This window comes from Myxococcus eversor, assembly GCF_010894455.1.
In the GTDB taxonomy this organism is placed as follows: Bacteria; Myxococcota; Myxococcia; order Myxococcales; family Myxococcaceae; genus Myxococcus; species Myxococcus eversor.
Window position 1 is genome coordinate 84,030 of sequence record NZ_JAAIXY010000022.1, and the last position, 16,139, is coordinate 100,168.

Genomic DNA, 16,139 nt, shown 5'->3' on the forward strand with positions numbered 1-16,139 from the left:
GCGCGCGCCATGCCAGCCGAGGTGCTGACCTACCAGGAGCGGTTCCGCGAGGACTTCGCGCGGCTCAATCGCGAGTGGATCGAGACGCACTTCCGGCTGGAGCCGGAGGACCTGGCCTCCTTCGCGGACCCGCACGGCACCTTCGTCGCGCCCGGCGGCGAGGTGCTGTTCGCCCTCGTCGACGGCCAGGTGCTGGGCACGTGCGCGCTGCGCCGCGAGGACCCGGACACGTTCGAGCTGTGCAAGATGGCCGTGTCTCCCCAGGCGCGGGGACACGGGCTGGGCGACGTGCTGATGGAGGCGGTGCTGCGCGTCGCTCGCGAGAAGGGCGCCCGGCGCGTGTACCTGGTGTCGAACACGAAGCTTGCGCCCGCGCTCGGGCTGTACCGAAAGCACGGCTTCGTGACGACGCGCCTGGGAGACGAGGTGTCGCGCGAGGCGGGCTACGAGCGCGCGGACATCGAGCTGGAGTGGCGCGCCTGACGCGTGTCAGACGGAGGGCGGCGCCTCTGACGCGGGCACCGGGACGGCGGACTTCTTCTTCGGGATGAGGTTGCGCCGGGGGCCCTTGAGGGCCACGCCCAGGAGCATGCTCGCGGGGAGCATCATCCCCAGTCCTTGCGTGAGGTTGTCGGGAGGATGAACGACGGCCCCCAGCACCAGCGCGGCGAACAGCAGACCACAGACCAACCGAAGCAACAGAGAGTTCACGCGAGGGACCTCGGTGACGGGATGGCCCAGCGTAAACATCCGCCGGGCCCTGTCCAGCCAGCCTCACGAGGCCCTTCAGGGAGGGGCCAAGCAAGCGCCCCACCCTGTCCCACCGTCCACGTCGGACGGTGGGAGCGTCAGGGAACTACCAGATCTTCACGCGCTTCTCGGGGGCGAGCCAGCCGGCGTCGCCCTCCTTGACGCCGAACGCCTCGTAGAACTCCGCCATGTTCCGCACCACGCCGTTGACGCGGTACTGCGGCGGCGAGTGGGTGTCGGTGAGCAGCATCTGCCGCATGGCGTCGTCGCGGTACAGGCCGCGCCAGACCTGCGCCCAGCCGAGGAAGAAGCGCTGCGGGCCCGTGAAGCCGGCGATGGACGGCGCCGTCTTGCCTCCGAGCGACTGGACGTAGGCCTTGTAGGCCACCGCGAGGCCGCTGACGTCGCCGATGTTCTCACCCAGGGTCAGCTCGCCGTTGACCTTCATGGACTCCAGCGGGCTGAAGCCGGCGTACTGCTCCACCAGCACGGCGGTGCGCTGCTTGAAGCCCGCCTGGTCCTCCGGGGTCCACCAGTTGCGCAGGTTGCCGTCGCCGTCCGAGCGGCTGCCCTGGTCGTCGAAGCCGTGGCTGATTTCGTGACCAATCACCGCGCCGATGGCGCCGTAGTTCGTCGCGTCGTCCGCGTCCGGGTTGAAGAACGGCGGCTGGAGGATGGCGGCCGGGAAGACAATCTCGTTCATCGTGGAGCTGTAGTAGGCATTCACCATCTGCGGCGGCATGCCCCACTCCTCGCGGTCGATCGGCTTGCCCAGCTTGTCCACCATCCGCTGGAAGTCGAACGCATCACCGCGACGCACGTTGCCCAACAGGTCGCCCGCGACAATCTCCAGGCGCGAGTAGTCCCGCCACTTGTCCGGGTAGCCAATCTTGACGTTGAATTTCGACAGCTTCGCCTGGGCCTGCGCCTTCGTCTCGGCGCTCATCCAGTCCAGCCCGTCGATGCCCTGACGGAACGCCTCACGCAGGTTGTTGACCAGCTCCACCATGCGCTGCTTGGACGCGGGGCTGAAGTGGCGCTCCACGTAGAGCTGCCCCACGGCCTCGCTCAGCGAGTCCTCCACCGCGCCCACGCCACGCTTCCAGCGCGGACGGTTCTCCTGAAGGCCCTGCAGCGTCTTGCCGTAGAAGTCGAACGAGGCCTGCTCGAAGGCGCTCGACAGCATGGGCGCGCGGCCGGACAGCACCTTGAACGTCAGGTACTGCTTGAGCACGGGCAGCGGCGTCGTCTTCAACAGCCCCGCCACGGCCTCGAAGTACGCCGGCTGACGGACGATGACGCCGGGCGTCGCCTGGGCGCCCGCCGCCTTGAGGAAGCGCGTCCACGAGAAGCCGGGGGTGAGCGCCTCGACCTCCTTGACGCTCTTGAGGTTGTAGGTGGCCTCGCGGTCCCGGTTCTTCACCCGGTCCCAGCTCTTGTCGGCCAGCGTCGTCTCCAGCGCGAGGATGGCCTCGGCCGCCTTCTTCGCGTCCTTCTCCCCCGCGAGGGTGAAGAGCTTCTCGATGTACGCCACGTAGGCGGCGCGAATCTCGATGAAGCGCGGCTCCTGCTTGGAATAGTAGTCCCGGTCCGGCAGGCCCAGGCCGCTCTGGCTGACGTACGCGATGTAGCGCGTGGCCTGCTTCTGGTCCTGGCCCACGAAGAACGTGAAGGGCGTCTGGAGGCCGCTGCGCTGGAGCTCCACGAACAGCTCCGGCAGTTGGGCCTTGTCCTTCAGCCCCTTCACCCGCGCCAGCTCCTGGGCGATCGGCTTCATGCCGAGCGACTCGATGCGCTCGGTGTCCATGAAGCTGTTGTACAGGTCGCCCACCTTCTGCGCGGTGGAGCCCGGCGCGCGCTCCTTCGCGGAGGCGGACTCCTCGATGATGGCGCGCAGGGCCAGCTCGGACTTGTCCGCCAGCTCGATGAACGAGCCATAGCGGGCGCGGTCCGCGGGGATGGGCGTGTTCTTCAGCCACGTCCCGTTGACGAACCGGTAGAAGTCGTCCTGGGGACGGATGGTGCGGTCCAGGTTCTTCAGCTCGACGCCGAGCGCGCGCACGGTCTCCTCCGACACGGCCTCCGCGACGGGCGTCGTCGAGGATGCGGACGCGGCGGGAGGCGCGGGCGCCTCGGTGGGCGCGGGCCGCGGCGCGCTGGCGCAGCCGGTCAGCAACAGGGTTCCGAGGGCGCTGGTCGCCCACGCGCGGTGGGCAATGGACTTCTTGGGGCTCATGAGGTTCCGAGAGGAAAAAGGGACGGGGGATGCTGCCGGACCCGAATGGTCGTCGTCCATCCGGGCAGGCAGGAAAAACACCCGCGCGCGCGCCCTATTCCTCAGGTGAGGCCCCAAGCCTCCCTGCAATCCCGTGGAAACAGCCGTTTCCGGCCCCGCCCCCGTCCAGGAGGCGAGGCCGCGAGCGCCCACCTTGGGCTCAGCGCTGGCCCATGACGGGCGCGGGCACGGGGGCGGCGGGGGCCGGCACCGCGGGCGCGGCGGGCGCGGGCGCGGGCGTCACCGTGACGTCCTGCGACAACGCCTCCAGGTCATGGAAACCCTTCGTCGACACGTCGCCGCCTCGGAACAGGGCCCAGCCCTGGAGGTTGCGCTGGTACGTCCGCGTCATGTGCCAGAGCTGGATGCCGCTGTTGGCGACGAAGAGGTACAGGGCGCGCTTGGGGTTCCAGGGGTTGGGCAGCGCCAAGGCGATGCCGTCGTCCGGGCGGCCATACGTCTTGCCCTGCCAGCGGAAGAAGCGGCGGCCCAGCTCCACGGGGAGCTTCTTCTCGGCGGCCAGCCGGGCGAGCAGCGCGTTGTCCTCCGCTCCGCCGAAGACGACCAGGTCGCGCTCCGCGAGCTGCGCGTCCGTCACCTCGAAGTCAGGAGACACCGGCACGAGCCGCTCGGTGAAGACATCCGCCAGCGCCTCGCGGTAGCCGAGCACCAGCGTGCGCATGGACTCCGTCTGCCGGGCGGTGCCGTGCACCATGAGCAGCTTCTCCCAGGCATCCGTCTGGTTGGCCAGGACCTGGTAGCGCTCACGCGGCACCGGCACGTCGTTGCCCGCGTTGAAGACGACGCGCACGGGCGCCTCCGTGGTGCGCAGGACGAACGTCTCGCTCGCCGTGCCCTTCACCTCCACGCGCTCCAACGTGGAGCCCTTCGCCGTGTGCACCTCCACCAGCGTGACGAAGTGCCAGGGCTTCGGTCCGGGCTGCTCCACCTTGAGCGTCACCTCGTACCCGTCCTTCACCTGCGCGGCGGTGGCGCGGAAGCGCGGCTGCGGCAGGCCCGTGCGCTCCAGCCACTGGCCGACGAAGGGGCCCACGTCCTTGCCCACCGCCTCCTGCGCGGCGCGCTTGAAGTCCGCCGTGGAGATGTCCTTGTTCGCGTAGCGCGTGTGGACGGCGTTCATCACCTTGGAGAAGTCCGCGTTGCCCAGGAGCAGCCGGAGCTGGTGCAGCGCGAAGGTGCCCTTGATGCGCGGCACCAGGTAGGTTCCATAGCGGCCGTACTCCGTCTTGACGGAGGCAGGCAGCACGTCCGCCTCGCGCGAGGTGGTGAAGAGGTAGCGGTCATTGAGGTCCGCGAGCGCGTCCCGCTGCGCATCGAAGGCCTTCTCCGGCTTGTCCTCGTGCGCCGACACGTCGCGCAAGAGCTTCCAGTACGCGGACGTGCCGCTGATGAGCCAGTTCTCTCCATCCGACGCGGGGAACAGCGTGTTGGCCCACAGGAGCGACTTGTCGAAGCCGACCGTGTCCTTCACCCGCGAGAAGTCCCGCTTCGTCGTCTGGGGCTCCTCCGGCGCCTTCCACGTCTTGCGCGCCTCCTTCAGCTTGGCGGCGACGTAGATGGGGCTGAACGTCGTGTAGCCCAGCGACAGGTGCGGCGTGGCGCCGGGCAGGTCCGGCATGAAGCGGCTGCCAATCATCTTCTCGCGCAGCGTCGTCTTGCCGTAGTGGGCCAGGAACATCAGCTTCTCGGCCATCTCCGACGTGGTCACCTTGCCGTCGCAGGCGTGCGGCCGGTTGATGGGGCTGGAGGCCAGCATCCGCGTGGCGGAGTCCAGGTCGAAGCCCTGCTTGCCCAGCTTCGAGTAGTACTCCCAGAAGGCGATGTCGCGGTTCCAGGTGTTGAAGGCCAGGTCCGCGGGGGCGTTGTCCGGGTTGGAGACGGACTCCTTGCGGACCTCCAAGTCACGGTTGTTGTTGTTCGCCCAGATGAAGTCCTTGAGGTTGCCCGGCGTGTCGGAGGCGTTGCCCTTGCTGCCGGTGCGCCACAGCCGCGTCTTCTTCGTGCCGAGCAGCAGACACGCGCCCTCGTCCGTCTTCGTGTCCGCGAGCGTCCAGTCGTTGGTGTACAGGCCGTTGTTGTTGTCCTTCATGATGCGGGCGACGTCATCGATGGAGGACGCGTATTGCGCCGCCTTGCGGATGCGGTTGCTCTGCGGCGAGCCATTCATATCGAACGGCGTCTGCCCCACCGTCGTCTCGCCGATGACGATGCCCGCGGAGTTGATGAACCAGTCCGCGCCGCTGTGGATGCCGCCCGGGAAGGTCTGCATCACGAAGCGGTGGCCCCGGGTGGGCTGCACGTCCAGCACCACGTCCCAGTGGACGCCCGTGTAGCCGTTCCACATGAAAATCTGGCCGATGATGGCGCGGCCGTCCTTCGTCGCGGACTTGGTGGCGACGAAGGAGGAGCAGTGGTCGCCCTTGCCTCCGCGCTCGGCCTCTTCGTCGGCCTTGAGGAAGGTGCGGCCGGACAGCGAGGTGGAGGTGGCGCGGTTGGCCTCCTCGAGCTGGCCCGCGTCCACGGCGGTGTTGAGCGTGACGATGTCCAGCACGTCCAGCTCGCGGTCCTTGAACTTCGCGCCGGCCTTGTTCGCGCCGTCGGCGATGCCCTTCATCTCCTCCAGGTACTCGGCGTCGAACTTGCGCAGGAAGAGCGAGTCCGCGAGCAGCCGCTGGTGGCTCCACCCCTTGGCCGCGTCCGACTTGTCCTTCTGGATGCCGAGCTTCTCGATGTAGCGGACAATCTCCTGCGAGGTCAGCTCGCCGAACTGGACGCCGCGCTCGTAGGGCTCGCCCTCGATGTGGACGTAGATCCAGCCGCCGTCGTCGTAACGGAAACCCTTGCCGGCCCAGCGCACCGACTCCATGGGGACATAGGCGGTGATATCCTCCACGGGCTCCAGGCGGACGTCGTCGTACCAGACGGAGCCCGTCGCCTTGCCGTTGCGGCCCAGGTGGAGCTGCACGCGGTCCGTGGACTGCGTGGCGAAGAAGAGGACGGAGGCGCGGGTGCCGGCCTCACCGCCCGGGGCCGTCGCGCAGTTGGTGAAGGGGAAGCTCTTCATCGAGAAGCAGGCACCGTGGGCCGTGGGATAGCGGGCCTCCGGGTCCACCTGGACGCCCTTGGTGCGCACCCAGGCGCTGAGCCGGTAGAGCTGGCCCACCTGGAGCTTGAGGCTCTCGGACTCGACGGTGGTCTCCCCACCGCCCTGCGGGCTCTCGATGAGCATGCCGCGCGAGCCCTCCACCTTGCCCTCCGCGCTGGAGGCCACCTTGCCGGGGCCTTGCGAGCGCCAGAACGCGGGCACCGAGGAGGAACCTCCGGCCACCTCGAAGTTTCCGTTCGGCACCGCCGAGGAGTTGACGGGAGTGGCGGCCACGGCGGGCGCGGCCTGGAGCAGGCTCGCGGACAACAGCAGCGCGCCGAGGAGCTTCGACGTCTGGGGGCGGTCGGTCATGTCGTTCCCTTCCCGAGCAGGGCGGGGCATCAGCTCGGGGGCAATCCGGGCGCATGACACTGCCGCGCCTGTCGAGCGTCAACCCTTCAAACCCGCGAAGGCACCATGACGCGAGGCGACTTCCGTGGTCGCCCCGACACTCCGTGCGCCCCCTCCCCTGTCAGCGCAGCAACCGACCCGACGCCTGGAGCACTCCGCGCGCGGCCCGGCGCACCGCATCCACGCGCCGCGACTCCACCCACGGCGGGTCCACGGGCGCATCCCAGTCGAACACGCGCAGCCGGGACAGGAAGCCCTGCTTCACGCAGCCCTCCAGGCTGAACACATGCAGGTCGTGCGTCCACCGCACCGCGAGCCGCAAGTCACGCGACAGCTCCGTCCAGTCCAGTGGCGGCGACGCGAGGATGCCCGGCAGCTCCACACCGCCGCCCGTGCTGCCCACCGCGAGCGAGCCTGTTCCCGGCGCATAGCTCCACAGGAGCGCGGCCCCTCGGGGGCGCACGAAGCTGGTGTAGAGCATCAGCACCTCGCGGTCCGCGGGCACGTCCACCACGCCCGCCACGCGCCGCAGCACCGAGGAGCGAGCCTGTCGCTCGTCCACGATGAAGGGGAACTGGTACGCGTCCACGCGGTATCCATCCGCGCGGATGCGCTCCACCAGCGCGTGGTAGCCCGCTCGCGCCTCACGGGTGCGCCCGCCCCGGAGAAGAAGCCGCGACACCATCTCGGGGAGGCTCCGCAGCGGCGCCTCCGCCCACCTGCGCAGCTCGTGGATGTCGGGCTCGATGTCCAACCCCACGCCGGCCCACTGGAGCTTCTCGTCGGCCGTCCACGTCCTGAAGGCTTCGTAGCGTGCACGTGCCTGCGGGACGTTGCCCGCATGGAACCAGTAGCCCTGCTCGACAGGGAGCAGGAGCCACGCGGTGACGGGGATGCCAGCACGGTTGAGGAGGCGCACGACTTCGGCGCGCTCGGCGCTCAAGTCGAGGAGGCCCAGGCTCACCCCGGCGCGCATCGCCTGGAGGTCGTCGACGACGCCTTCGGTGTTGAACAGTTCGCGAAGCGGCTCTGGTGCCAGCTCGCAAAAGAAGGTCAGGAAATGGGGTTTCATGGCAGCCTCGCGCCTCCACGCGTACCCCCGAGGGGCGCATACTTTCGCGAGGAGCACCATGGAATTTCACAGAGGCCGGATGCTTGACCACGTCCACCTCCGCGCCAGGGACATGGCGGCGAGCAAGCGGTTCTACCAGGCCATTCTCGAAGTCTTGGGCATCCCGCTCGGCTCACATGGGCCCGACAACTTCTTCGCGGACGAGCTGTTCGTCAGCACCGCGGACCCCGGCGCGCCTGCCGGGCGTGGCGTCCACCTGGCCTTCCAGGCGAAGGACCCGGAGATGGTGAAGCGCATCTACGAGGTCGCGCTCAAGGCGGGTGGGAAGGACAACGGAGCACCAGGTGAGCGGCCTTACCACCCGGGCTACTACGCGGCCTTCGTGCTGGACCCGGACGGCAACAACATCGAGGCCGTCTACCATGGCCCCGCGAAGCGCTCGGCCCCGTCGGTGGTGTTCACCGCGTAGGGACGAAACATTGAACGGCCCGCTCCGGTGTCTCCGAAGCGGGCCGAGTCACTCGGAACCGCGCGCGGCTCAGTAGCTCCAGGGGAAGCGCTTGAAGTCGCGCTTGCGCTTCTGGACGAAGGCGTCGCGGCCTTCCTGGGCTTCGTCGGTGCCGTAGGCCAGGCGCGTGGCCTCGCCCGCGAAGAGCTGCTGTCCCACGAGGCCGTCGTCGGGCAGGTTGAAGGCGTACTTCAGCATCTTGATGGCGGTGGGGCTCTTGGTGTTGATCTCCGCCGCCCACTCGAGCGCGAAGTCCTCCAGCTTCTCGTGCGGCACCACGGCGTTGACCATCCCCATCTGGAAGGCCTCCTGCGCCGAGTAGTTCGCGCCCACGAAGAAGATTTCGCGCGCCCGCTTCTGGCCAATCTGCCGAGCCAGCAGCGCCGAGCCATAGCCCCCATCGAAGCTGGCCACGTCCGCGTCGGTCTGCTTGAACACCGCGTGCTCCTGGCTCGCGATGGTCATGTCGCAGACGACGTGCAGGCTGTGTCCACCGCCCACGGCCCAGCCCGGCACCACGGCGATGACGGCCTTGGGCAGGAAGCGGATCTGCCGTTGGACTTCCAGGATGTGCAGCCGGCCGAGTCGCGCCGGGTCCGACTCGCCGTCCTCGCCCTCGTACTTGTAGCCGTCCTTGCCACGGATGCGCTGGTCTCCCCCGGAGCAGAACGCCCAGCCGCCGTCCTTGGGGGACGGGCCGTTTCCGGTGATGAGGACGCAGCCCACGTCCGTCATGAAGCGCGTGGCCTCCAGGGCTCGGGAGAGCTCGTCGACGGTGCGGGGACGGAAGGCATTGCGCACCTCGGGGCGGTTGAACGCGATGCGCACCGTGCCCTGGTCCACCGCGCGGTGGAAGGTGATGTCCTTGAACTTGTGGCCCTCGACGGGCGTCCAGCGGGCCGGATTGAAGATGGCCGAGACCATGGGTTTCTCACTCGGGAGAAAGGGGGAACGGGCGCGGACCCTACGCCGGCCCGGTGGGAGCGTCCATCCCTCCGGCACGGCCCCATGGGCTCATGGGAGAGGTACGCGCCAGGTGCGCTGGGGATCGGCCAGGACAAGCTCGCCGGCGCGAGGGTCGAACAATGCACCGTCAGCGGCTGGCAGGGGGACCGTGGCGAGCGAATGGAGGTCGACCAGAACCTGGTCAAGGGCGAGCCAGCGTCCACAAGGAGATGCCGCGAAGATCCGTTCACTCGCGCTCTCCCAGCGCACGTCGAGCGTCGCCGTGTCCCTCACGACGAATGTTCCTCCGACCTACTGGACCGCCAGGAAGCGACCGTCACCCGAGAACCGCAGGTCATCCACCTCACTGCCTTCGAGCAAGAGTGTCCGGAGGAAATGCCCATCGAAGTCGCGCAGCGTGAGCTGTGTCGGATCAAAGCCATCGCCGACTGCGAGCACGTCGTGGAGAGCGTCGTAAGCGATAGGGCCGCCGTCGACGGCGCACCGAGCGGTGCGAGTGAGGTCAAACGTCGTCGCGTCAAGTATCGCGACACCTGCGCGATTGCGAACGAGCGCACGCGGCTGCACCGGGTCACTCCATAACACCCCACTACTCTCGACGTGCCAAGAAGGGCCGACGCGAGAGGTCTCGACCGAGCTCTGCACGTCCCAGATTCGCAGCCCGTCGGCGAAGATGTCGCCGATCGAAGCGACGAGGTGAGCGCCGGCAAAGCGCATGTCGCGCAAGATCCGACCATCCTTCCGCCACGTGTCGTGCTCGAGTCGGAGCTGACCGGCCTCGTCACGCACTTCAAGCCGCACGTAGTTGGCCCTCGCGGTGAGGCACTCGCTGCCTGCCCATCCGAGCGCGGCGACGTGCAGGGGTTGTCGCGAGAGCGCTTCGAGTCGTTTGGCGTCCATGGTGCCGCACCGGAGGATTGAGCCCGCTGGCTGCTCGCCGACAGGCAGACGTCTACGGCTGCACTCCTCGATGAGGACCAAGCGGGGGCGCCGTCGGAACCTCCACCGCGATCACTCCGCTGAGAGTCAGCAACTCGCCGAGGACCTCGACACACCGCTCACTCGCCAGGATGAAGGTCGGCATCACTGCGAAGCGGACCAGATCCAGGGATGGAGGGTTCGTCGCGTCGATCCACCATGGCTCGGGGATATCGTACTCCTGCTCGCCACACGTCGCACAGGGACCACTGCCGTAGAACCGCAGCTGGCACTCTGGCGCCAGGCGCCCTTGCGGCATGAGTGCGAGTTCGTACAAAGGGCCACGCTTGCTCCCGCTGATACGCGCCTCAACGGGCGTGACTCCCGTGAGCCGCGCGTCCTCGAGTTGCTTGAGCACGTCACCGTGCACCAGCAGCCTCCACGATTCCTGGAGGACGACAGGCGGCAGGTTTCCGCGGGCCCTGCCCACCAGCGGCCCCAGGTGAGTACCTGGCGCCACCAACGCACCCGCTGGCAGCAATGGCAGCACGGCATCACGGAGCCGCGCGTACTCGTCCCACATCGTCTGCCGTGCCTTACGATACTCGCGTTCAATCGGCAGTGAGCTCAGATCGACTGCTGGATAGTCGAGCCCCAGCGTGGCCCACTCGCCATGGCAGGTGGGACACACCGCACCTGGCAGCCCCCATTGGTGCCGGCCTTCATAGCCGCCTGAGTAGGTCGGATCGCGATGCCCCGGCGAACGACGCAACTCGTAGTAGCGCATCACTTCCCTCCAGCTCCGCTCACCGGCACGGCGAACAACTCATCGAGCTTCGTCCAGTAGGACATGGGCATCCCCACCAGATGGTACTTCTGAATCATGAAGCCTGCGTGCTCCATCAGTTCCCATTTCCTCGCCTTCCGTCGCCCCTTCTCCTTTTTCTCGATGAAGGCGCGCCAATCTTCGTTCCACGGACCGCCGTCAACTCCGTCATGGATTTGCCTGTGACGGCGAACGTCGATAGCGAGGGCGAACTCGTGCACGTTGATGTCGCGTTCGGCGAAGTACTGCTCGAGCGCTCGGGGGAAAATATGGTGCTTTTCCTTCGGGACGCTGGCCCACTCGGCATAGGCCTTTCGGAGTCGCGCCTGGCTCGGCAGTTCCTCGGAACGATTCCACGGGATGACGAGAACGGGGCCTCGACCTGGGAGCGGTTGGGCCATGCCCCACAGTCGCTGCTGTGAGGATGCCGCAGGCGCCGGGATCGGCCCACGGAAGGCAACCGGTGCGGAGGCAAGGTCCTCGCACCGGTACAGCCCGCATTCGCCGCTCACGCACGACAGATCGACACACGCACTGTCGTCCCCGGCCGTCGCGGCACACTCCTCGGCCGACACGTCATCGACTGGCAACGGCGCGGCACCGCTAAGCTCCACGCTCGATGGCGTCGCGCAGGACCACAGAATCACCCCGAGGCAGGTCACCCAGTTTGTCATTCGCATGCGGACCTTCCCCACTCGGACGCCAGCAACTGATCACCGTGCTCCATCCCGGCACCGAGCCGACCCTACCATCTCTAGATATGCCCCCCGTCAGTCCAAGCAGGCCCTGCCTTCACGCGAGGCCATGACCATCGTTTCCCCGTGTAGCTGCTCCGCCCGGCCCAGGAGGCCCGTGATGAAACGATGGACCCAGCACCTGCTCCTCGGACTCCTGCTGAGCACGCCCCCCATGGCCCTGGCCGTGGACACGCAGGCGGGCGGGGACTCGGCCCGTCCCTCCCCTGCCCCGTCCCCGGACGCCGAGGGCACGCCCGGAACACTCAGCGCCTTCTCCGGCCCGGTGCTGGGAGCCGCACCCGGAACACTCTTCGTCACCGGCCCCAGCGGCGCCGCGATTCCCATCCGCGTGACACATCAGACACGCATCGCCGGCATGACTGTGCCCCGAGACCAAGACATCGAGACCTATCTGCGCGAGCACCTGAAGCCCGGCCGCTCCGTCCGCGTCCAGTTCGACGTCAGGCCCTTCTCCGACGGCACCCCGCAGAACGTCGCCTCCACCGTCGAGCCGAAAGCCTCCCGAGCGCCTCCCTCGCCGTGAGCCACGTCGCGGAAGCACGGCGACTCGTTGGAGCCACAGTCATCCGGCCGGGCCTCACTTTTCGGCCCCGGAGAAACCCACGACTTGTGACGCGGTGACGCTGGGCGAATGGCGCGGAAGGTGCCAGCCTGCGGAGCGCACGGTGCAGCCCTTCGCGAGGAACTCCGCGTCATGCCCGCCGACGTCGCCCTGCTCAAGGAAGTGCCCCTCTTCGCCGCCCTCGATGACGAGGAACGCGCGCTGCTCGCCAACCAGCTCGAGGAGGTGCGCCTGTCCGCCGGAGAGAAGGTCTTCAGCCGAGGAGACCCCGGCGGCGCCATCTACATCGTCAGCTCCGGTGAAGTTCAAATCTCCGTCGAGGACACCACCGGGCAGGTCATCGTCTTCGAGACCGCACGACGCGGAGACTTCTTCGGCGAGCTGTCCCTGCTGGATGGAGATCCACGCAGCGCGGATGCCCGCGCCATCCAGGACACGTCCGCCCTCAAGGTGGACCGCGCGGACCTCGAGCTCCTCTTCCGGCGCCACCCCTCCAGCGCCATGGACGTGCTGACCGCCATCGGCCGGCGACTGCGCGAAGCGGACAAGATGCTGCACAGCCGGCCATCGCTCAGCCCCAACGAGATGGTCGAGGAGCGGCTGACGACCATCCAGCGGCTCGCGGATGGACTGGCCGCCTTCAGCGGTACCTTCACCTTCATGATGCTGCACGCCGTGTGGTTCGCGGTGTGGATCACCATCAACCTGGGCTGGGTCCCCACGTTCCACGCGTTCGACCCGTTCCCCTTTGGCCTGCTCACCATGGTGGTCAGCCTGGAGGCCATCTTCCTCTCCTGCTTCGTGCTCATCAGCCAGAGCCGGCAGGCCGCCAAGGACCGCATCCGCTCCGACGTCGAATACGAAGCCAACATCCGCGCCGGCATGGAAGTGACACAGCTCCACTCCAAGCTGGACCACCTCTACGCGCAGACCATGGCCCGCCTGGACGCCGTCGAGCGCGGACGCGCACCTTCGGCTCCGGTCGCCTCCAAGCCCGGTTGATTCCATCGCGGCGCCTGCGGGCCACGTCCCCCCGACACGACGGCTGGTGCGCGGTGCTGACAGCCTGTGCCCAGCAATGGGACGCGAGGCGGACCAGCCATGTGGGAACCCACTCTCAAGTCGGTTCGGCGAGGGGCTGCCTCAGCTTCCCCACGCGACCCAACCACACGCGAGCAGGCCACAACTCGCGAACATCAGCGTGATAAAGAGAAACGTCACCGTGAGGAACTCAAGACCCGAGACTTCGTACCAGAAGAATGCCACCTCCCGCTCCCCTCTCTCGGAGAACAGTATCTCCCGATGGGCGTAGCGATCATTGGTCACTTCGCCGGCTGTGCAGCTGATCAGGCGCGCCGGCCCCTCGGCATCCCGCACCGCGATTGCCACACCCCAGCGAGCCGTGGACCATTCGCCACAGGTACGCTCAATCTGAGGACGAAGAGATTCCAACGGTTCAGTTCGGGCGGTATCTCCAGGCAACGTCAATACAGCGGCCATCAGTCTGTCGTTCATGCACCGCGTCTCGAAATCGAACAGGGTGCACCCCACGAATTCGCTCGGAACGATGGCGTAGCCATCAACGCGTTCCACCCTTCCCTCTGGATCGACCCTGAAATGGGTCAAAGCCTCGAGCCGGCGTGAAGCGGCAATCACGCTCGCGCCACTCGGCGGCGTGATGTAGTAACCCCAGAGGTTGTGACAGAGGACTGAGGCCGTGATGCCACAGCCGAGCACCAGCCCGAGCAAGACGAGTCCCTTGTTGCGCATGGCGTTGAATTCCTCCTGGATTCGCCTCGCCTGCCCCCAATGAATGCCATGAGACTCTAGCGCGCCTCGCGCTGTTGGGAGGCAAAGCGGAATGCAGTGGCCCAACGTACCCGAAGTGGGATGCCGCGGCAGCCCCTGAGGTCCGGGGACAGCATGAGCACCCGCTCCCGTGCCCCGCCGCGACCAGTAGGGCGAGGCGGGTCGTGCTCAGGACGGTGGAGATGAGACAGACGCTCGAGGAGTCCTGCCTGGTGCAGCAGCATGCGGTCGGAGCCGCCCTCGACGACGATGACGGAGCCCTCGCCACATTCCGGGTCGCCGCGGCTCACCGCAGCCGGATGCCGTCGACGACCAGCGCCTCTTTCTTCCCCTGCTTCTTCCAGAGGTTCACGAGCACCGAGTCCGCCGGCTCGTTCGAGGTGACCAGCACCTCGAGCTGCATGCCCTGCTTCACGAGGCTGGCCTCCTCCTTGGAGAGGAGCACGGGCTGCGCCTGGAGGGTCTGCTTCTTCACCGGACCTACGTTCCTGCACTCCTGACGAAAGACAGGCTTGAGGGTGCGCCCCACGACGCTGAAGTGCAGCAGCTCGCGGGTGTCCTGGCATTCGAGCTCACGATAGGAGTTCGTGAACTTCTTGACGGTGATCCACACGCCCTCCGGAGACTCACGCTTCGACACCACCACGGCGGGCATGCTCTCGACGCTGCCGATGAGGAGCGTGGAGGCCTCCATGCCGCGCACTTGGGTGATCAGCGCGGACGACGCGCTCTGCGTCAGGGGGACCTGGGGCAGCTCCTCGAGTGACTCCCAGTTGGGAATGGCCTGCTGGCGCTGCTCCTGCGTCGGGAGGTCTCGCCGGGCTTGCATCTGCGCATCCAGGCGCGCGTAGAAGACCTTCTCCTCCTCGGTCACCCGGCGCGAGCTCTTCAGCAGGCTCATTGACTCCAGCTCCGCCCGCGCGACGTCTCCCCGCACCAGGTAGCAGGCGGCGAGCGCCTCGGTGAGCTGGAATCCGAGGGAATGGCCGCCGCGCAGGAACCGCACACCCTCGGCGTCCTTGGGCTGGAGTTCGGCCTCGAGCCTGGAGCGCAGGGTGAGCAGGGTCTCCGCGCAGTCGGCGGGCATCTGCTCGTGGGCCCCGGGCCGCAGCGCCTCGGCGGTCATGGGCGCAAGCGTCCGCAGCTCCGCTTCGTAGCGCACGAGGAACTCGGCGTGCTCGCGCCGCGCGGCGTCGGCCGAGTCGCGAAACAGGGCCTTCATCCGAGGCGACCGGGCCTCGGCCTCCAGGAAGGCGGCGTCCACCCGCTTCCGGGCCTCGAGCGCGCGCTGCGCGGCGAACACGAGGTTGGCCTTCTCCCAGGAGCGCCCCGGGAAGACCGCCTCGGCGGCGGCTCCGACCTCCTCCGGCGTGGGGACTGTCTTGTCATTGGCTTCGTCACAGTGGAGGTACGCACGGTAGAAGGCCGGCACCTTCCATGCGGTGGCGTCGTAGCAGTGGAAGCCCAAGGACAAGCGGTAGAGCGTGGCTCGGGCCGGGTCAGCCATGCCCTTCTGGAGTGCCCGGGTGAACAGCCAGCGAGGGTCCCCATCGGGGAGCGCCCCGTCCCAAGGTCGGGGCCGCCTGGCGGCAGAGGGGTCCACGCCCCCGACGTCGTAACCGCAGGCCAGCCTCACGAGGTGGTCGTCCGGGCCGATGTAGGGGGATGATTCTCTCGGCGCGCTGTTCTGGGAGAACATTCCAAACGCGAGGCTGCCGGGCGCGATGGGCTGATTCCCCCCGATGCGACTGGGATTGCTCCAGGACGCCTCGCGCTTGATTCCCAGCGCCGCGTCCCAGTCGAGCGTGTTCTGACAGCGCTTGGGCCGCGCCTCCCAGCGAGCGCGGACCGACTGCGCGTCTCCACCCGGGCTCGTCGCCGCCACCGAGTCGACCGCGGCCTGCGACAGGCGCCTGGCCTCCTCGTAGTCGCGGACGACCTCCTCGTAGCCGGGCAGCCCTCGCATCTCCGGGGCCATCTTCCCCCGGATGCACACCTCATCGACGGTGCGGAGCAGGGATGCCCCCTCGGCGCGGCCTCGCTCCCGGATGCGACGCAGCGCGGTGCGCGCGTCGTCGCGGCACATCGAGAGCATGCCCCGAGGATCTCCAGCGTGGGCCACCGTGGAGACCGCGAGCGTGGCGACGAAAAGCAAGGGCAAGGTTCTCAACGGTGGGC

At 67.9% G+C, this 16,139-nt stretch carries 14 protein-coding genes; 4 read left to right on the plus strand and 10 right to left on the minus strand.

The genetic code is table 11. The annotated features are described in order from the left end of the window. Positions 1-9 precede the first annotated feature (9 nt). The gene (locus G4D83_RS35355; RefSeq protein WP_163869299.1) at positions 10-483 is read left to right on the plus strand and encodes a GNAT family N-acetyltransferase; all 474 of its coding nucleotides are present in this window, start codon (positions 10-12) and stop codon (positions 481-483) included. Between the two features lie 6 nt (positions 484-489). Here the strand turns inward: G4D83_RS35355 and G4D83_RS35360 are convergent, their stop codons facing one another. The 4 genes from G4D83_RS35360 to G4D83_RS35375 all read right to left on the minus strand — a co-directional run bounded on the left by G4D83_RS35360 (position 490) and on the right by G4D83_RS35375 (position 7,614). After that, a complete protein-coding gene (locus tag G4D83_RS35360; RefSeq protein WP_163869300.1) occupies positions 490-711 on the minus strand; it encodes a hypothetical protein in 222 nt (73 codons plus the stop codon). 145 nt (positions 712-856) lie between these two features. Beyond that, positions 857-2,986, minus strand: a complete 2,130-nt coding sequence (locus G4D83_RS35365) for a M13 family metallopeptidase (protein WP_163869301.1) — start codon at positions 2,984-2,986, stop codon at positions 857-859. A 199-nt stretch (positions 2,987-3,185) separates the two neighbouring features. Next, the gene (locus G4D83_RS35370) at positions 3,186-6,503 is read right to left on the minus strand and encodes a C45 family peptidase (RefSeq protein ID WP_163869302.1); all 3,318 of its coding nucleotides are present in this window, start codon (positions 6,501-6,503) and stop codon (positions 3,186-3,188) included. A 160-nt stretch (positions 6,504-6,663) separates the two neighbouring features. Continuing rightward, a complete protein-coding gene (locus G4D83_RS35375; RefSeq protein WP_205522798.1) occupies positions 6,664-7,614 on the minus strand; it encodes a hypothetical protein in 951 nt (316 codons plus the stop codon). Between the two features lie 79 nt (positions 7,615-7,693). On the opposite strand from G4D83_RS35375, the gene G4D83_RS35380 reads away from it, so the two are divergent. Beyond that, on the plus strand, positions 7,694-8,083 hold the full coding sequence (locus G4D83_RS35380) for a VOC family protein (protein ID WP_240356993.1): 390 nt from the start codon (positions 7,694-7,696) through the stop codon (positions 8,081-8,083). A gap of 69 nt (positions 8,084-8,152) precedes the next feature. Here the strand turns inward: G4D83_RS35380 and G4D83_RS35385 are convergent, their stop codons facing one another. The 4 genes from G4D83_RS35385 to sitA6 form a co-directional block, all read right to left on the minus strand. After that, positions 8,153-9,046 carry a 1,4-dihydroxy-2-naphthoyl-CoA synthase gene (locus G4D83_RS35385; RefSeq protein ID WP_163869305.1) on the minus strand — a complete coding sequence of 298 codons (894 nt, stop codon included), beginning with the start codon at positions 9,044-9,046 and terminating at the stop codon, positions 8,153-8,155. A gap of 333 nt (positions 9,047-9,379) precedes the next feature. Next, positions 9,380-9,988, minus strand: a complete 609-nt coding sequence (locus G4D83_RS35390; protein WP_163869306.1) for a hypothetical protein — start codon at positions 9,986-9,988, stop codon at positions 9,380-9,382. A gap of 52 nt (positions 9,989-10,040) precedes the next feature. After that, the gene (sitI6, locus tag G4D83_RS35395) at positions 10,041-10,793 is read right to left on the minus strand and encodes a SitI6 family double-CXXCG motif immunity protein (RefSeq protein WP_163869307.1); all 753 of its coding nucleotides are present in this window, start codon (positions 10,791-10,793) and stop codon (positions 10,041-10,043) included. Then, a complete protein-coding gene (sitA6, locus tag G4D83_RS35400; protein ID WP_163869308.1) occupies positions 10,793-11,512 on the minus strand; it encodes a SitA6 family polymorphic toxin lipoprotein in 720 nt (239 codons plus the stop codon). The genes sitI6 and sitA6 overlap by 1 nt, the downstream gene beginning before the upstream one ends. Positions 11,513-11,687: 175 nt before the next feature. Between sitA6 and G4D83_RS35405 the strand changes: the two genes are divergently transcribed. Beyond that, positions 11,688-12,113, plus strand: coding sequence for a hypothetical protein (locus G4D83_RS35405; RefSeq protein WP_163869309.1), 426 nt, complete (start codon positions 11,688-11,690; stop codon positions 12,111-12,113). Positions 12,114-12,284: 171 nt separating this feature from the next. After that, positions 12,285-13,154 carry a DUF1003 domain-containing protein gene (locus tag G4D83_RS35410; protein ID WP_163869310.1) on the plus strand — a complete coding sequence of 290 codons (870 nt, stop codon included), beginning with the start codon at positions 12,285-12,287 and terminating at the stop codon, positions 13,152-13,154. 141 nt (positions 13,155-13,295) lie between these two features. Here the strand turns inward: G4D83_RS35410 and G4D83_RS35415 are convergent, their stop codons facing one another. Together G4D83_RS35415 and G4D83_RS35420 are read right to left on the minus strand one after the other, a co-directional pair. Next, positions 13,296-13,922: a hypothetical protein gene (locus tag G4D83_RS35415; protein WP_163869311.1), complete on the minus strand. Its 627-nt coding sequence runs from the start codon at positions 13,920-13,922 to the stop codon at positions 13,296-13,298. Between the two features lie 325 nt (positions 13,923-14,247). Next, complete coding sequence (locus G4D83_RS35420; RefSeq protein ID WP_163869312.1) at positions 14,248-16,131, minus strand: hypothetical protein; 1,884 nt, start codon at positions 16,129-16,131, stop codon at positions 14,248-14,250. Positions 16,132-16,139 lie beyond the last annotated feature (8 nt).

What these genes read in the sequence shown, in the direction of transcription:
- G4D83_RS35355 (WP_163869299.1), top strand. Translation starts at nt 10, where the DNA reads ATGCCAGCCGAGGTGCTGACCTACCAGGAGCGGTTCCGCGAGGACTTC.
- G4D83_RS35365 (WP_163869301.1), bottom strand. Translation starts at nt 2,986, where the DNA reads ATGAGCCCCAAGAAGTCCATTGCCCACCGCGCGTGGGCGACCAGCGCC.
- G4D83_RS35370 (WP_163869302.1), bottom strand. Translation starts at nt 6,503, where the DNA reads ATGACCGACCGCCCCCAGACGTCGAAGCTCCTCGGCGCGCTGCTGTTG.
- G4D83_RS35375 (WP_205522798.1), bottom strand. Translation starts at nt 7,614, where the DNA reads ATGAAACCCCATTTCCTGACCTTCTTTTGCGAGCTGGCACCAGAGCCG.
- G4D83_RS35380 (WP_240356993.1), top strand. Translation starts at nt 7,694, where the DNA reads ATGCTTGACCACGTCCACCTCCGCGCCAGGGACATGGCGGCGAGCAAG.
- G4D83_RS35385 (WP_163869305.1), bottom strand. Translation starts at nt 9,046, where the DNA reads ATGGTCTCGGCCATCTTCAATCCGGCCCGCTGGACGCCCGTCGAGGGC.
- G4D83_RS35390 (WP_163869306.1), bottom strand. Translation starts at nt 9,988, where the DNA reads ATGGACGCCAAACGACTCGAAGCGCTCTCGCGACAACCCCTGCACGTC.
- sitI6 (WP_163869307.1), bottom strand. Translation starts at nt 10,793, where the DNA reads ATGCGCTACTACGAGTTGCGTCGTTCGCCGGGGCATCGCGATCCGACC.
- sitA6 (WP_163869308.1), bottom strand. Translation starts at nt 11,512, where the DNA reads ATGCGAATGACAAACTGGGTGACCTGCCTCGGGGTGATTCTGTGGTCC.
- G4D83_RS35405 (WP_163869309.1), top strand. Translation starts at nt 11,688, where the DNA reads ATGAAACGATGGACCCAGCACCTGCTCCTCGGACTCCTGCTGAGCACG.
- G4D83_RS35410 (WP_163869310.1), top strand. Translation starts at nt 12,285, where the DNA reads ATGCCCGCCGACGTCGCCCTGCTCAAGGAAGTGCCCCTCTTCGCCGCC.
- G4D83_RS35415 (WP_163869311.1), bottom strand. Translation starts at nt 13,922, where the DNA reads ATGCGCAACAAGGGACTCGTCTTGCTCGGGCTGGTGCTCGGCTGTGGC.